This window comes from Bradyrhizobium sp. CCH5-F6, assembly GCF_001556045.1.
GTDB lineage: Bacteria > Pseudomonadota > Alphaproteobacteria > Rhizobiales > Xanthobacteraceae > Bradyrhizobium.
Genome location: NZ_LSIC01000016.1, coordinates 22246 through 36441 on the forward strand (window position 1 = coordinate 22246; position 14196 = coordinate 36441).

16 protein-coding genes and 1 pseudogene are annotated in these 14196 nt (G+C 65.6%); 12 read left to right on the forward strand and 5 right to left on the reverse strand.

Translation table 11 applies throughout. The annotated features are described in order from the left end of the window. Window positions 1-206 precede the first annotated feature (206 nt). From AX729_RS03230 to AX729_RS03240, 3 genes are all read left to right on the forward strand, one after another. Complete coding sequence (locus AX729_RS03230; RefSeq protein WP_061020468.1) at window positions 207-1085, forward strand: prolipoprotein diacylglyceryl transferase; 879 nt, start codon at window positions 207-209, stop codon at window positions 1083-1085. Window positions 1086-1190: 105 nt separating this feature from the next. Then, window positions 1191-1787: a TetR/AcrR family transcriptional regulator gene (locus AX729_RS03235; RefSeq protein ID WP_061020469.1), complete on the forward strand. Its 597-nt coding sequence runs from the start codon at window positions 1191-1193 to the stop codon at window positions 1785-1787. Window positions 1788-1799: 12 nt separating this feature from the next. Then, entirely contained in the window at window positions 1800-2267 is a 468-nt protein-coding gene (locus AX729_RS03240) for a PaaI family thioesterase (protein ID WP_061020470.1), read from the forward strand. Window positions 2268-2308: 41 nt separating this feature from the next. On the opposite strand, the gene rplI is transcribed toward AX729_RS03240, so the two are convergent. The 4 genes from rplI to rpsF form a co-directional block, all read right to left on the reverse strand. Then, window positions 2309-2908 carry a 50S ribosomal protein L9 gene (rplI, locus tag AX729_RS03245; protein ID WP_061020471.1) on the reverse strand — a complete coding sequence of 200 codons (600 nt, stop codon included), beginning with the start codon at window positions 2906-2908 and terminating at the stop codon, window positions 2309-2311. A gap of 47 nt (window positions 2909-2955) precedes the next feature. Continuing rightward, entirely contained in the window at window positions 2956-3933 is a 978-nt protein-coding gene (locus AX729_RS03250) for a DUF2232 domain-containing protein (RefSeq protein WP_061020472.1), read from the reverse strand. A gap of 129 nt (window positions 3934-4062) precedes the next feature. Beyond that, on the reverse strand, window positions 4063-4302 hold the full coding sequence (gene rpsR, locus AX729_RS03255; RefSeq protein WP_007592020.1) for a 30S ribosomal protein S18: 240 nt from the start codon (window positions 4300-4302) through the stop codon (window positions 4063-4065). Window positions 4303-4307: 5 nt separating this feature from the next. After that, entirely contained in the window at window positions 4308-4775 is a 468-nt protein-coding gene (gene rpsF, locus AX729_RS03260; protein ID WP_024338128.1) for a 30S ribosomal protein S6, read from the reverse strand. A 346-nt stretch (window positions 4776-5121) separates the two neighbouring features. On the opposite strand from rpsF, the gene AX729_RS03265 reads away from it, so the two are divergent. The 9 genes from AX729_RS03265 (at window position 5122) to gmk (ending at window position 13749) form a co-directional block, all read left to right on the forward strand. After that, a complete protein-coding gene (locus tag AX729_RS03265; protein WP_061020473.1) occupies window positions 5122-5826 on the forward strand; it encodes a TetR/AcrR family transcriptional regulator C-terminal domain-containing protein in 705 nt (234 codons plus the stop codon). Between the two features lie 3 nt (window positions 5827-5829). Beyond that, window positions 5830-6855 carry a fatty acid desaturase family protein gene (locus tag AX729_RS03270; RefSeq protein WP_061020474.1) on the forward strand — a complete coding sequence of 342 codons (1026 nt, stop codon included), beginning with the start codon at window positions 5830-5832 and terminating at the stop codon, window positions 6853-6855. Between the two features lie 173 nt (window positions 6856-7028). Beyond that, window positions 7029-7988 carry an ACP S-malonyltransferase gene (gene fabD / locus AX729_RS03275; protein ID WP_061020481.1) on the forward strand — a complete coding sequence of 320 codons (960 nt, stop codon included), beginning with the start codon at window positions 7029-7031 and terminating at the stop codon, window positions 7986-7988. A gap of 14 nt (window positions 7989-8002) precedes the next feature. Beyond that, on the forward strand, window positions 8003-8740 hold the full coding sequence (gene fabG / locus AX729_RS03280) for a 3-oxoacyl-[acyl-carrier-protein] reductase (protein ID WP_061020475.1): 738 nt from the start codon (window positions 8003-8005) through the stop codon (window positions 8738-8740). A gap of 311 nt (window positions 8741-9051) precedes the next feature. Further along, window positions 9052-9291 (forward strand): acyl carrier protein, encoded by a 240-nt coding sequence (locus tag AX729_RS03285; RefSeq protein WP_008551805.1) that lies wholly within the window; start codon window positions 9052-9054, stop codon window positions 9289-9291. A gap of 108 nt (window positions 9292-9399) precedes the next feature. Continuing rightward, a complete protein-coding gene (gene fabF, locus AX729_RS03290) occupies window positions 9400-10665 on the forward strand; it encodes a beta-ketoacyl-ACP synthase II (RefSeq protein WP_061020476.1) in 1266 nt (421 codons plus the stop codon). A 124-nt stretch (window positions 10666-10789) separates the two neighbouring features. After that, complete coding sequence (mltG, locus tag AX729_RS03295; protein ID WP_061020477.1) at window positions 10790-12082, forward strand: endolytic transglycosylase MltG; 1293 nt, start codon at window positions 10790-10792, stop codon at window positions 12080-12082. A 116-nt stretch (window positions 12083-12198) separates the two neighbouring features. Then, window positions 12199-13086, forward strand: a complete 888-nt coding sequence (locus AX729_RS03300; RefSeq protein ID WP_061020478.1) for a YicC/YloC family endoribonuclease — start codon at window positions 12199-12201, stop codon at window positions 13084-13086. 3 nt (window positions 13087-13089) lie between these two features. Further along, window positions 13090-13749, forward strand: a complete 660-nt coding sequence (gmk, locus tag AX729_RS03305) for a guanylate kinase (protein ID WP_061020479.1) — start codon at window positions 13090-13092, stop codon at window positions 13747-13749. Here the strand turns inward: gmk and AX729_RS40345 are convergent. Beyond that, window positions 13682-14196, reverse strand: a pseudogene (locus tag AX729_RS40345) (hypothetical protein); the annotation flags it as partial. The gene gmk and the pseudogene AX729_RS40345 overlap by 68 nt on opposite strands.

A 14196-nucleotide genomic window follows, 5' to 3' on the forward strand; every position in this document is an offset into this window, starting at 1 on the left:
CGCAGCGGTTCCTATGCGTTTGCATCCAAATCTAGCGAGGCGGTTCCGCCTGCGCTATTGCACTGTATTCAAAGCCGATATTCGAAAACAGCTTAATCACATCCTTGCGCTTGGACCTGCTTCCATTCGCGGCTCAATCGGTTAAAAGGTGACCGCCGCCGCGCCGAATGCGGGCTGGTTCGCGGAATTCAACGGAGATAGTTAGAATGTCGAGCCGAGCGCTCAGCCTCGCGACGGTATTGCTTCTGATCGGCTTCGGCGCGGCCGATTCCGTTTTTGCGCAGGCGACGAACCTCGAAGCCGGCAAGACCCCGTCCCAGCTCTTCTCGCAGACCTGCAATGTCTGCCACAAGAGCCCGCGCGGACTGTTGAAGTCCGTGCCACCGGGTTCGCTTCCGGGCTTCCTGCGCCAGCACTACACCACGAGCTCGGACATGGCGGGCCTCCTCGCCAACTACCTGATCTCCAACGGTGCTACCGACACCCGCTACCAGGCCAAGGACGGCAAGAAGGACGGCGCCAGGGACAAGGAAGCCACCACCGCTCCGGCCCAGTCGCCCGAGCATCAGGGCCGCCGCCAGCGCTCGCAAGACGCCGCAGGGCCGGAAGGCGCGAAGCCGGACGGACAGGCAGCGCCCGAGGCCCGCAAAGGCAAGCGGCGCGCCAAGCCAGGGGCTGAGGAAGCCCCGAAGGTCGATGCCGCCGTGCCAGCCACCGAAGACAAGAAGACCGAGCCAAAGCCTGAGGCCGTCAAGCCCGACAGCGCCAGGGCCGAGCCGGATAGCGGCAAGGCATCAGACAAGGCATCAGAGAAGCCCGTCGAGACCAAACCAGATAGCGCGGCGAGGGTCGCGCCGGCCGGCAACGAAGCATCGCGACCCGATCCGGTCCCGCAAGTGACGCCGGCTGCGCCTGCCGCCGCAAAACCAGCCGAGCCGGCGGCGCCCAAGCCGGCGGAAGAGGCCGCTTCCAAGCCGGCCGCGCCTGCGGCCAGCTCCGAACCGGCGGCGAAGCCCCGGCAGGAGCCAGCGCCGCCCGCGGCCGCTGCAGCCCCCACGGCGCCAGCACCGCCGATCTCGCGCTAAATCCGTTACCTTCCTGGACACGCGGAGGCCGCCAACATGGCGGCCTCCGTATCGTATTGACCAAAACTAGAGCATTACTCTAGAGTGTAACTCTAGGAGCGGTCGATGACGTCGAGCGTGCGAGACGAGCTGTTGGCAGCCGGGCTGATCGTGTTCGACCGAGTCGGCTTCGAAGCCGCAACGGTCGCCGCGATCCGCGCGCGGGCGCGCGCCTCCAACGGCAGCTTCTTTCACGCCTTCGGCTCGAAAAAGGAGCTCGCGGGCGCGCTGTTCCTGGAGGTCTTGCGGCTCTATCACGCAGCGATGCTGGCCGCGCTCGATTCCCTGCCGGGCGCCGAGCAGGGCATCGATCGCCTGGTCCGGGCACATCTCGACTGGGTGGTCACCAGCCGGCGCGAGGCGCGCTACCTGTTCGAGATCTCGCGCAGCGAATGGGGCGAGGACGTGCGCGACGCTCAGCGCGCACAGAATGCGCGGCTTGCCGACGGCATCGAGCGCTGGCGCGCGCCGCTGGTTGCAAGCGGCGAGCTTCTGCCGATGACCCCGGTCATGTTCGTCAGCCAGCTCATCGGGCCGGCGCAGATCTTCTGCCGCGCGTTTCTGTCGGGGCGAGACCGCTCCGACCCGCGCGCCGAGGCCGACACGCTGATCGCCTGCGCCATCCGGGCGCTTCGGCCCCTCGATCGCATCAACAAGCAATGAGGAGAGAGCCGCATGCGAGCCGAAGCTGATCCGGAATTCGCGCCAATTGCCGAGCGCATCCACGCCAATGTCGGCCGGCAGGGCTTCATGAACCTGGTCGGCGCCGAGCTATCCGAATTGTCGCGCGGCACCTGCACCATTGCCGTTGAGCGCCGGCCGGAGCTGCTTCAGCAGCACGGCTTCTTCCATGGCGGCGTGACGGCCTTCCTGGTCGACAACGCCACGACGATCGCGGCCGCCACCTCGCGCGGCCAGGCGGCGCTGACGGCAGAATACAAGCTCAATCTGTTGTCGCCTGCGGTCGGCGACAAGCTGATCTGCCGTGCCAGGGTGATCAAGCCGGGCCGTCAAGTGTCGGTGGTTGCGGCCGACGTGTTCTGCGTCAGCGGCGGTGTCGAGAAGCATACGGCAACCGCGTTGGCCTCGATCGCAATGTTGAGCGAGGACGTCGCCGCCCAAACGAAAAGCCCGGCCGCCTGAGGCAACCGGGCTGATCTACACTCACGAGCTGTACGTGCTGCTTACTTCTCTTCCGCTGGCGCCGGTGCGACCTCGTCGTCGAGCTGGGCTTCCGGATCGAAGAATTCGCCGGCGGCGGCGATCGCCTCGGCGGCTGCGTCGCGATCCTCGTTGCGGGTCGAGATGTCCTCGCCGCGATTGATGCGCTCGGCCTCGTCCTGGCTGCGCGCGACCGTCACGGTGATATCGACCTCGACCTCGGGGTGGACCGCGACGATGACGGTGTGCTTGCCGATGGTCTTGATCGGCGCGTCGAGCTGCACCTGCGGACGGTCGAGGTGGATACCGTCGGCCTCGAACGCCATGACGATGTCACGCACCGTGACCGAGCCGAACAGCTGACCCGCTTCCGAGGCCTGACGGATCACGATGATGTTCTTGTCCTTGATCTTCTCGGCGACCTTGGACGCTTCGCCCTTGGCCTGAATGTTGCGGGCTTCGAGTTCGGCCTTCATGCCGTCATACTTGGCCCGGTTGTCGGCGGTGGCGCGCAGCGCCTTGCCGCGCTTGAGCAGGAAATTGCGGGCGTAGCCATCGCGAACCTTCACGACTTCGCCCATGTGGCCGAGCTTGTTGACGCGCTCCAGCAAAATGACTTCCATATTCGTTCTCCTTTGAAGTGATCTGAGTTGCAGGTTTCGGGTTGGACTTAAGGGGTCGGCAGCGGCGGCGGTTGCCGGCTGCGGAGGAAACGCTCGCGGAAGCCGAACACGGCATCGGCAAGACCGAGAATCACCATGGCGATCACGGGCCATCCGAACACGACGACGACGGCGTAGGTCGAACTGAGCCAGAACGTGCGGCTCTTCAGCGCCAGAGTCAGCGTGTGCAGCACGGCGAAACCGGTCAGGGCATAGCCCATCATGAGCGCCGCAGTGACGATCTGCGCCGCGATCCCAAGCAGCCCGCCGGTGAAACAGAATGCGAGTGCGATGCAGAGCGCGACCAGCGTCATCGGCGGCAGCTCCGCCGTCTTCAGATCCGGCCAAGGACGACGCAGCCGGCCCGACGTCGCGGTCACCTTGGCGCTGAGCCAGAGATTCAGCGTGAGCGTCATCATCGCGATGATGGTGGCGGCGGCCGGCACGATGCGCACCAGCGCTTCGACGTACTGGCCGGCTTCGCCCGACGTTTGCGGGTCGGTGGAGCGGAGGAGGCGCATCAGGCCGCGTCGCAGCGAGCCGGTAATGCTCTCGGCGTCGGTGCCGAGCGTGAGCAGGGCGGCGATCGTGGTCAGCGTGGCGAAGGCTGCAATCCAGAGCAGGATCCGGCCGACCGGATACCACTCGACATCCGGCTCCGCGGCCGGCATGGGGCCGGTAGCAGGCGCGACACCTCCGACCTGCCGGCCGAGCAGGACGAGATGGCCGAGCCACCAGGCGGGCAGCGCGACGGTGACGGCGAAGGCGATGCCGTAGGGCAGGCCGAACAGGGCGCCGAGCCCGATCGCGGCGGCGATGCCGCCGAGGCTGGCGCAAAGCGGTCCCCAGCCGATCGCGGCGACCATCAGCGGCAGAGGTGCGAGATAAAACAGGACGAGCGAGATCAGCGCGCCCGAGATGATCGAGGCGAACATCAGCGCCGACGCAGCGCCGGCGATCAGGGCAATGAGTGCAAATGCCATCATCAGCTGTCCCGCTCCCTTCGAGCGGTTAGAGGCATCTCGCCCCAACCATCGGCGACCGGACGACCCGGAAGCCTTATGAGTTCAAAAAGTGACGACCGGCGGCCACGGCCGCCGGTCGAATTGGTCGTATCAGCGAATGACGTAGGGCAGGAGGCCCAGGAAGCGCGCGCGCTTGATGGCGCGGGCGAGTTCACGCTGCTTCTTCGCGGACACCGCGGTGATGCGGCTCGGCACGATCTTGCCGCGCTCGGAGACATAACGCATCAGCAGCTTGGAGTCCTTGTAGTCGATCTTCGGAGCATTGGCGCCCGTGAAGGGGCAGCTCTTGCGACGACGGAAAAACGGGCGACGTGCACCAGCTTCAGCCATTGGTCTTACTCCCCATCCGTAGTTTCAGCTTCGTCGCGCGGACGACGCGGACCGCGATCACCCCGGAAACCGCCCTCGCGGTCGCCACGGAAGCCGCCTTCACGCTCGCCGCGGAAGCCGCCGCCACGGTCGTCGCGCTCGCGATCGCGATCGGCCTTGCGCATCATCGCGGACGGGCCTTCCTCGAGCTCCTCGACGCGGACGCTGAGATAGCGGATCACGTCTTCGCTGATGCGCTCCTGGCGCTCGATCTCGGCGATCGCCGCAGACGGCGCGTCGATGTTGAGCAGCACGAAGTGCGCCTTGCGGTTCTTGTTCATGCGGTAGGTGAGGGAGCGCACGCCCCAATTCTCGGTCTTGGTGACCTTGCCGCCGAGACCTTCGACGATACCGGTCATCTGCGCAGTCAGCTCTTCGACCTGCTGCGGGCTCGCGTCCTGACGCGCGAGAAAAACATGCTCGTAAAGAGGCATGGACGTCCTTTCCTCATGTTGGCGCATCGCCCGGCGTCAAGCCCTTAAGAGGCCTTCGGAAAGGACTCTGGGATCAAGCTCAGAAGGCGGAAACACGGGACGACGGGCCGACTGGCCCTGCCACACCAAAATCACGAATGATTTGCTGAGACCGTCCGTTCAGCTCCCGGCCGGGGTCTGCGGATGCGCGCCTTATACGGATTTTGGCTGGCTTTGCAAGATTGCAGAGGCATCTTTGACACGGATGCACCCCTACGGCGAGGCCAAGCCCACCGTGGCGAACCATCTTGAGCTTGATCTATTTGTTTGTATGTCATACAAATAAGTCAGGCAAGAGAGAACTTCCATGGTGGAAACGTCCGCAGATGCGCCACCCGAGGCGGCAGGCGACCCCAAGCATGCCGCGCGCGCGACGCGGTCGGCCGGCCGTAAAATGCGGTCGCTGCTCCTGGATGCTGCGAGCCCGCTGTTTCGGGAGCGGGGATTGTCCGGCACGGCGATCGCCGACATCGCGGCCGCCGCAGACGCGTTCCCGAGCCAGATCACCTATTACTTCCGCACCAAGGAGGCGCTGTTCGTCGAATGCGCCTGCCGCGACCTGCTGTATCTCGCGCGTGCGACCGAGCAGGCGGCACTGAGCGCCCGCACGCCGCGGGACTACACCCGCGCGCTGGCCGAGACGGTCACGGCGAGCGATTCGGTCGCCTTCTTCGCCGAGGCCCTGACTCTGACCCGGCGGCGGCAGGATCTCGCGCCATTGGTCGAGCGCACGATCGAGCGCCTGCATGGCGAAGGCGCACGTGCCTATGCGAGCCAGGTCGCCCAGCATGGCTGGCGCTCGCTGCGTGCGCCCGACGAAAGCTCGCGGCGCTTCTGGGCCGTCGCCATCGGGGTCATTCTCGAAGGCTACGCCATGGGCCGCTCGCCGGATGAATTATGCGCCGAGATGCTGCGCGTGCTCGGCGAGCAGGCGAAATCGACGGGCGATGCTGCGCGCCTGCGTCTCGTCGAGCCGCGCGACGCCACGATCCCTACGGACGAGGAGAGTTAGGCCATGACCGCGCTTCGCATGCGTGCCCGCGATTTCCTGACCGACGATCAACTGGCCGACGTACGCCAGCGCGTGACCTGGAAAGGCGCTGCGCTGATCGTGCACGCATGGGCGCTGATATCAGGAGCGATCGCCCTGGTCGCGTGGTGGCCCAATCCGCTCACCTACATTTTCGCTGTCGCCATCATCGGCTCGCGCCAGCTCGGCCTTGCGATCCTGATGCATGACGGTGCACATGGCTGCCTGTCCGCCGACGAGAAAACCAATCTGGCGCTGAGCCAGTGGTTCTGCGCTTATCCCCTGTTTGCGGAGACGCGCAGCTACCGGCGTTACCATCTGCAACATCATGCGCGCACGCAGCAGGAGGACGACCCCGATCTCGTGCTGTCGGCGCCGTTTCCGATCACCAGGCTGAGCTACCGCCGCAAATTCATTCGCGACATCACCGGCCAGACCGGCTACCAGCAGCGCAAGGCGCAACTGCTCAACGCGCTTGGGCCAAAGGACTGGCCGTGGCGGCAGCGTGCGGCGCATTTCTGGGAGAAGCTTGGCCCGCAATGTGTCGCGAACGCGATCATGTTTGCGGTGCTCGCTGCGGCTGGCGTGTGGTGGGCCTATCCGCTGTTATGGCTGGTGCCGCTCCTGACCTGGATGATGGTCATCACCCGCATCCGCAACATCGCCGAGCACGCCGTCGTCCCCGACAGCAGCGATCCCCTGCGCAACACCCGCACCACACGTGCCAATTTTCTCGAGCGCCTGTTCATCGCGCCTTACTACGTGAACTATCATCTCGAGCATCATCTCTTGTTCTACGTGCCCTGCTACAATCTGCCGAAGGTGCATCGCCTGCTGAACGCGAGCCGGTATGCGGGCCGCATGGAAGTGCAGCCGAACTACGCGGCGGTGCTGCGGCTGGCGACGGCGAAGCCGAACCGCGAGGATCGGCCGGGGCAACTCGTCAACAGTGCCCGCCGCGCGCAGGCCGGGGTGGAAGTCGATGCCAACCAGACCGCCGGCGGGTTTTGAGGCAGCGCATTCCCCGTTGAATGCTGGTCGAAGTTCCCGTCTCGGCTTGACAGTGCGGCCCCGGACGGTGTCTACGGCCCCCTTTGGAGCATGATCCGGAACTATGGCCCAAGGCCGTGCGTCATCGGCTGCCGGTTCTCGCAGGGATCATGCCCGACAAGCAGGGAGCGCCGATGACGGCTGCATTCACATTTCCTGGGCAGGGTTCCCAAGCCGTTGGCATGGGCAAGGCCCTCGCCGACGCCTTCCCGGTGGCGCGCGCCGTGTTCGACGAGGTCGATGCCGCGCTTGGCGAGAAGCTGACGGCTATCATCTGGGAGGGGCCGGCTGAAACCCTCCAGCTCACGGAGAACGCGCAGCCGGCGTTGATGGCGGTGTCGATCGCCACCCTGCGCGTGCTCGAGGCTGAGGCTGGTTTTTCCGTGGGACGAGATGCGGCCTTCGTTGCCGGCCACTCGCTTGGTGAATATTCGGCGCTGGCGGCGGCCGGCAGCCTGACGGTTTCTGATACCGCTCGTCTGCTTCGCACGCGCGGTCTCGCAATGCAAAAGGCCGTCCCGGTCGGCGCTGGCGCGATGGCCGCGCTGCTCGGTCTCGACTACGAGGCCGCCATGGAGGTCGCTGGCGAGGCAGCGCAGGGTCAGGTCTGCCAGGCCGCCAATGACAATGGCGGCGGGCAGGTGGTTGTCTCAGGCGACAAGGCCGCGGTCGATCGCGCCGTCGAGATTGCCAAGGCGAAGGGCGCCAAGCGCGCGATGCTGCTGCCGGTATCCGCCCCCTTCCATTGCAAGCTGATGCAGCCGGCTGCGGACGCCATGGCGGACGCGCTGGCCAGGGTCACGATCAAGGCACCGGCCGCGCCGCTGGTGTCGAACGTGCTGGCGAGCGCCATCACCGATCCCGACGAGATTCGCCGCCGTCTGGTCGAGCAGGTCACCGGCACGGTGCGCTGGCGCGAGTCGGTCGCTTACATGGCCGGGCAGGGCGTCACCCGCTTCTTCGAGATCGGCGCCGGAAAGGTGCTGACCGGTCTCGTCAAACGCATTGCCGACGGTGCCGTCGGCATTGCGGTTGGCGGGCCGAACGATATTGCTGCCGCCAAGGATGCGTTGGCCGCTGCGAAGCAGGCCTAGAGGAGTTGTTATCGATGTTCGATCTGACTGGCCGAAAGGCGCTCGTCACCGGCGCGACCGGCGGCATCGGCGGGGCGATCGCGCAGGCGCTGCATGCGCAGGGCGCCACCGTCGCGATATCAGGGACGCGGAAGGAAGTGCTGGACGAGCTTGCGGGCAAGCTCGGCGAGCGCGTCCATGTGCTGCCCTGCAATCTTTCCAAGGCCGATGAGGTCGAGGCTTTGGTGCCGGCTGCGGAAGCGGCGATGGGCCAGGTCGACATTCTCATCGCCAATGCCGGCATCACGCGCGACAATCTCTTCGTGCAACTCCGTGACGAGGATTGGGACGAAGTCATCAACGTCAATCTGACCGCGACCTTCCGCCTCGCGCGCGCCGCGACCAAGCTGATGATGCGCAAGCGCTTCGGCCGCATCATCGCCATCACCTCGGTGGTCGGTGTCACCGGCAATCCGGGGCAGGGCAACTATACCGCGTCGAAGGCAGGCCTGATCGGCATGATCAAGACGCTGGGCGCCGAATACGCCAAGCGTGGCGTCACCGCCAACTGCATCGCGCCAGGCTTCATCAAGACGCCGATGACGGATGCGCTCAACGACAAGCAGCGTGAAACGATTCTAACCAAGGTTCCGGCCGCCCGCCTGGGGACGCCCGAAGACATCGCGGCAGCCGCAGTCTACCTGAGTTCGAACGAAGCATCCTATGTCACCGGGCAAACCATCCACGTCAACGGCGGCATGGCCATGATCTGATGCCTCGTTGCCGCACCGCCCGTCAGGCGGTGCGGGATGTGGCAAACGGCCGTTTCCGGAGCGAAATGAGGCTTGTAGTCAAGGCAATTGAAGTATGATAACCGGACCTTCAACGGATGGGCAAAGAACGCCATTGCAGGTTTTTGAAACCCTGTATATTGGCGATGCGGAGCCTTTGGCCGTCGTTCGCCGGGGCCTGCATCGGTTAGGATGGGCCAAATCAAGTTCGTAAGCGAAGGCAGTCAGACGACCACGACGGCTCGTATCGTCCCGGGGGGTCGGGTCTACAGGGAACAACACGAGGTTAAGCAATGAGTGACATTGGCGAGCGGGTTAAGAAGATCGTGGTCGAACACCTTGGTGTTGAACCCGAGAAGGTTGTCGACAACGCGAGCTTCATCGACGACCTCGGCGCCGACAGTCTGGACACCGTCGAGCTGGTGATGGCGTTCGAAGAGGAATTCGGTTGCGAGATTCCGGACGACGCTGCGGAAACGATTCTCACCGTCGGCGACGCCACGAAGTTTCTCGAGAAGAACGCGAAGAGCTGACGCTCTTCATTTTCGCGGGGACAACATCGAAACCGGACGGGCCGCTTCGCAGCGGTCAGCCGGTTTCTTGTTATTGGCCGTGAATCTTTCGATGCGGAGTTTTCGGATATGAGGCGGGTCGTCGTCACGGGTCTCGGCATGGTCTCGCCACTCGGCTGTGGCGTCGAGCCGACCTGGAAGCGCATCCTCAACGGCGAAAGCGGTGCGCGCAGCATCGAGAGATTCGACGTCTCCGATCTTCAGACCAAGATCGCCTGCACGGTCGTGCGCGGCGACGGTACGAACGACAGCTTCAATCCCGACAAGTGGATGGAGCCGAAGGACCAGCGCAAGGTCGACGACTTCATCATCTTCGGCATGGCCGCAGCCGGCCAGGCGCTCGACGACGCCAACTGGCACCCCGAGTCCGAAGAGGACAAGTGCGCGACAGGCACCATGATCGGGTCCGGCATCGGCGGCCTCAACGGTATCGCCGACACCGCGATCCTCCTGAAGGAGCGCGGCCCGCGCCGGGTCTCGCCGTTCTTCATTCCCGGACGTCTGATCAATCTCGCCTCCGGCTACGTCTCGATCGCGCACGGGCTGAAGGGACCGAACCATTCGGTGGTCACGGCCTGCTCGACCGGCGCACACGCGGTCGGCGATGCCGCTCGCCTGATCGCGCTCGGCGATGCCGATGTGATGGTCGCAGGCGGCGCCGAGTCGCCGATCAGCCGCATCGGCATTGCCGGCTTCAACGCCGCGCGCGCGCTCTCGACCGGATTCAACGAGACACCCGAGAAGGCCTCGCGTCCCTACGACAAGGACCGCGACGGTTTCGTGATGGGCGAGGGGGCCGGCGTTTTGGTGCTGGAGGAGCTCGAGCACGCCAGGCGCCGCGGCGCCAGGATCTACGCCGAGGTGATCGGCTACGGCCTCTCGGGCGACGCCTACCACATCACCTCGCCGTCGCCCGACGGTGATGGCGGTTTCCGCAGCATGTCGGCGGCGCTCAAGCGCGCCGGGCTCACGCCGTCCGATCTCGACTACATCAACGCGCACGGCACTTCGACGCCGCTCGGCGACGAGATCGAGCTCGGCGCGGTCGAGCGCCTGCTCGGCAATGCCGCCTCCAAGGTCGCGATGTCCTCGACCAAGTCGTCGACCGGCCATCTTCTCGGCGCGGCCGGTGCGATCGAAGCGATCTTCGCTATTCTCGCGATTCGCGATAATGTCGTGCCGCCGACGATCAATCTCGACAACCCGTCGGTCGAGACCGCGATTGATCTCGTTCCGCACAAGGCGAAGCAGCGCGAGGTCAACGTCGCATTGTCGAATTCTTTCGGTTTTGGCGGTACCAACGCGTCGGTGATCTTCCGGCGCCTGGCCAGTTAGTTGCGTGTGAGACGAATCCACCGTTTTGCCGTATTCGGCGATAGTCATGAGCGTGGGCGCGTGCATTCGGCAGGGCAAGCGATTGTCGGGCCGCGATTGAACCGGCAGGATTCAGGTTGTTTCGATGAGTGAAAGGCCGCCCATTTCACCCCGGAGTCCGCGGGCAGCGCTCGAGCCCGAGCAACTCCCGCCGCCGCCAAAGCGATCGGACCGCGCGCGCAATCCGTTCGTGATCGTCGGCAATGCCATCATCACCCTGCTGCTGATCTCCATGATCGGCGCGGGCGGCATCTACTACTACGGCCGGCAATTGCTGGAAGCGCCCGGGCCGCTCAAGGAAGACAAGATCGTCAACATCCCGCAGCGCGCGGGCAAGCGCGACATCGCCGAGACGTTGAACCGGGAAGGCGTCACCGACGTCAATCCCTGGGTGTTCATCGCCAGCGTCGCCGCTCTGAAGGCGAGTTCGGATCTCAAGCCGGGCGAATATTCATTTCAGAAGAACGCGTCGCTGCGCGACGTCATCGCCACCATCGTCGAGGGCAAGGTGGTGCAGCATGCCGTCACCATTCCCGAGGGCCTGACCTCCGAGCAGATCGTGGCGCGGCTGTCCGACAACGACATCTTCACCGGCAGCGTGCGCGAGCTGCCGCGCGAGGGCACGCTGTTGCCGGAAACCTACAAATTCCCCCGCGGCACCCCGCGCGAGCAGGTGGTCCAGCGCATGCAGCAGGCGCACAAGCGCGTGCTGGCCGAGATCTGGGAGCGCCGCAACCAGGACATCCCGGTCAAGACGCCGGAGCAGCTCGTCACGCTGGCGTCCATCATCGAGAAGGAAACCGGCAAGCCGGACGAGCGCAGCCGCGTCGCCGCGGTGTTCGTCAACCGATTGAAGCAGAGGATCAAGCTGCAGTCGGATCCGACGATCATCTACGGGCTCGTCGGCGGCAAGGGCACGCTGGGCCGTCCGATCAAGCGCAGCGAGATCACGCAGCCCTCGCCCTACAACACCTACGTCATCGACGGCCTGCCGCCGGGCCCGATCTCCAATCCGGGCCGCGCCTCGCTCGAGGCCGCCGCCAACCCGGCGCGCACCCGCGATCTCTATTTCGTCGCGGACGGCACCGGCGGGCACGCCTTCACCGAGACCTACGACGCGCACCAGAAGAACGTCGCGAAGCTCCGCGCGATGGAAAAGCAGATCCAGAACGACACGGTCGAGCCGCCCGAGGACGCGCAGCCGCCGGCGGCCAGCGCGCCGGCGGCCGCCGATGCGCCGACCGCGACCACGCCGGCGCGCCCCAACCAGCAGAAAAAGCCGCCGGCGGCGCGCCCGGCCAATCCAGCCGCTCCCGCCAATCCCGCGCCGGCGCGGCAGGGCGCGGTGCAGTCCTCGCCGCCGGTGGTCCAGCGCTAGGCTTGCGCGCAGACCTGCCGGCGGACATTGCGGATTCCACTTTCCGGCAAAATAGTCTTAAGATTCGCGTGGCTTGATGGCCTCGCGAATCCCCTGTTCCTGGAGAATTTGAACTGATGGCTCTGTCGTCCATGACCGGCTTTGCCCGAAGCCACGGCGCGAGCGGGCCGTACACGTTCGAATGGGAACTGAAGTCGGTCAACGCCAAGGGCTTTGACCTCAGGGTGCGGCTGCCGCAGGGGTTCGACGAGCTCGAGGCTCACGCCAAGAAGCGCGCCGGCGAGCTGCTGTCGCGCGGCACCGTCTACGCCAACCTCAACGTCAAGCGCACCAACGCCGCCGCCACGGTGCGCGTCAACGAGGACGTGCTCAACGCAGTGCTGAAGGCGGCCGTGTTGATCTCCGGCAAGGTCGACGCGGTGGCGCCGAGCATCGACGGCCTGCTCGCCATCAAGGGCGTCGTCGAGGTCGCGGAGCCCGAGGGCGACGAGGAGGAGGACAAGGCCGCGCGCGCCGCTGCGGCCGACGCGTTCGACAAGGCGCTCGCCGACCTCGTCGAGATGCGCAAGCGCGAGGGCACGTCGCTGGGGCAGATCCTGACCCAGCGCGTCGACGAGATCGAGCAGCTCGCCACCAAGGCCGAGGCCGCACCCGGCCGCAAGCCGGAGGCGATCAAGGCGAGGCTCGCCGAGCAGATCGCGACCCTGCTCGACACCTCCGACCGTTTCGATTCAGACCGCCTGATGCAGGAGGCGATCCTGATCGCGACCAAGGCCGACATCCGCGAGGAGCTCGACCGCATCGCCTCGCACATCGCGCAGGCGCGGGAGCTGATCGGCAAGGGCGGCCCGATCGGGCGCAAGCTGGATTTCCTGGCGCAGGAGTTTCACCGGGAAGTCAACACCTGCTGCTCGAAGTCGAACGACATCGAGCTGACCAACACGGGGCTCGCCATGAAGAACGTGGTCGAGCAGTTCCGCGAGCAGGTCCAGAATCTGGAGTGATCGATGACGACGGGCGGTCACGGAACTGACGGTCTCGAACGGCGCGGACTGATGTTCGTGCTGTCCTCGCCGTCGGGCGCGGGCAAGACGACGCTGTCGCGTCTCCTGATCAAGCGGATGCCCGGCTTGAGGATGTCGGTGTCCGCAACGACGCGGCCGATGCGTCCGGGCGAGGTCAACGGCAAGGATTATTCCTTCGTCGACAAGGCCACGTTCGACGCGATGGTGAAGGCCGACGAGCTGCTGGAATGGGCGACCGTGTTCGACAACAGCTACGGCACGCCGCGCGGCCCGGTCGAGGCGGCGCTGTCGGCGGGACAGGACGTGCTGTTCGACATCGACTGGCAGGGCACGCAGCAGCTGCGCCAGAAGGCGCGCGCCGACGTCGTCAGCGTCTTCATCCTGCCGCCTTCGGCAGCCGACCTCGAGAGGCGCCTGCACTCGCGGGCGCAGGATTCAAACGAGGTGATCCGCAAGCGGATGAGCCGCGCCAGCCACGAGATGAGCCACTGGGCCGAGTACGACTACATCGTGATCAATCACGACGTCGACGAGGCCTTCTCGGAGGTGCAGTCGATCCTGAAGGCCGAACGCCTCAAGCGCGAGCGGCAGATCGGCCTCGTAGGCTTCGTTCGAAATTTGCAAGGTCAGCTTCAAGGTTAGGCCGCGACAGGCGCGGCCCTTCCTTCGCCAGCTGTTCCAGCATCGTCGTGATGACGTCGATGTCGACGGCGTTCGTTTCGTCGCGATCAGCCGCCGGCTCGGCGCGATGCTCGCCGATCTCGTTCGTCGCGAGCTTGGGCGCAGCGGCCACGATCTCGAATTTCCTGTCGAGCGTCCTGGTCTCGACCTCGCTCCTTTCGAACTCGTCGTGTCCTGCGGCCGGAGCGGCAGCAGCCGGCTTTCGCGCGTCGATCAGTTCGATCTCGCGGCCGAGCGCGGCAAGCTTGGTCACTTGCTTCGTCTGCTTCGTCGCTTGCGGACGAGCCGCATCGAAGTCGACCGGTCGCGGCGGATGGGCGTCGACCGTCGTTGCAGCGTGCCAGGGCGCGCGGCTTGCATCCTGCTGCTCCGGCTCCCAATCGTCCCAATGGCTGTGGCGGTTGGCGG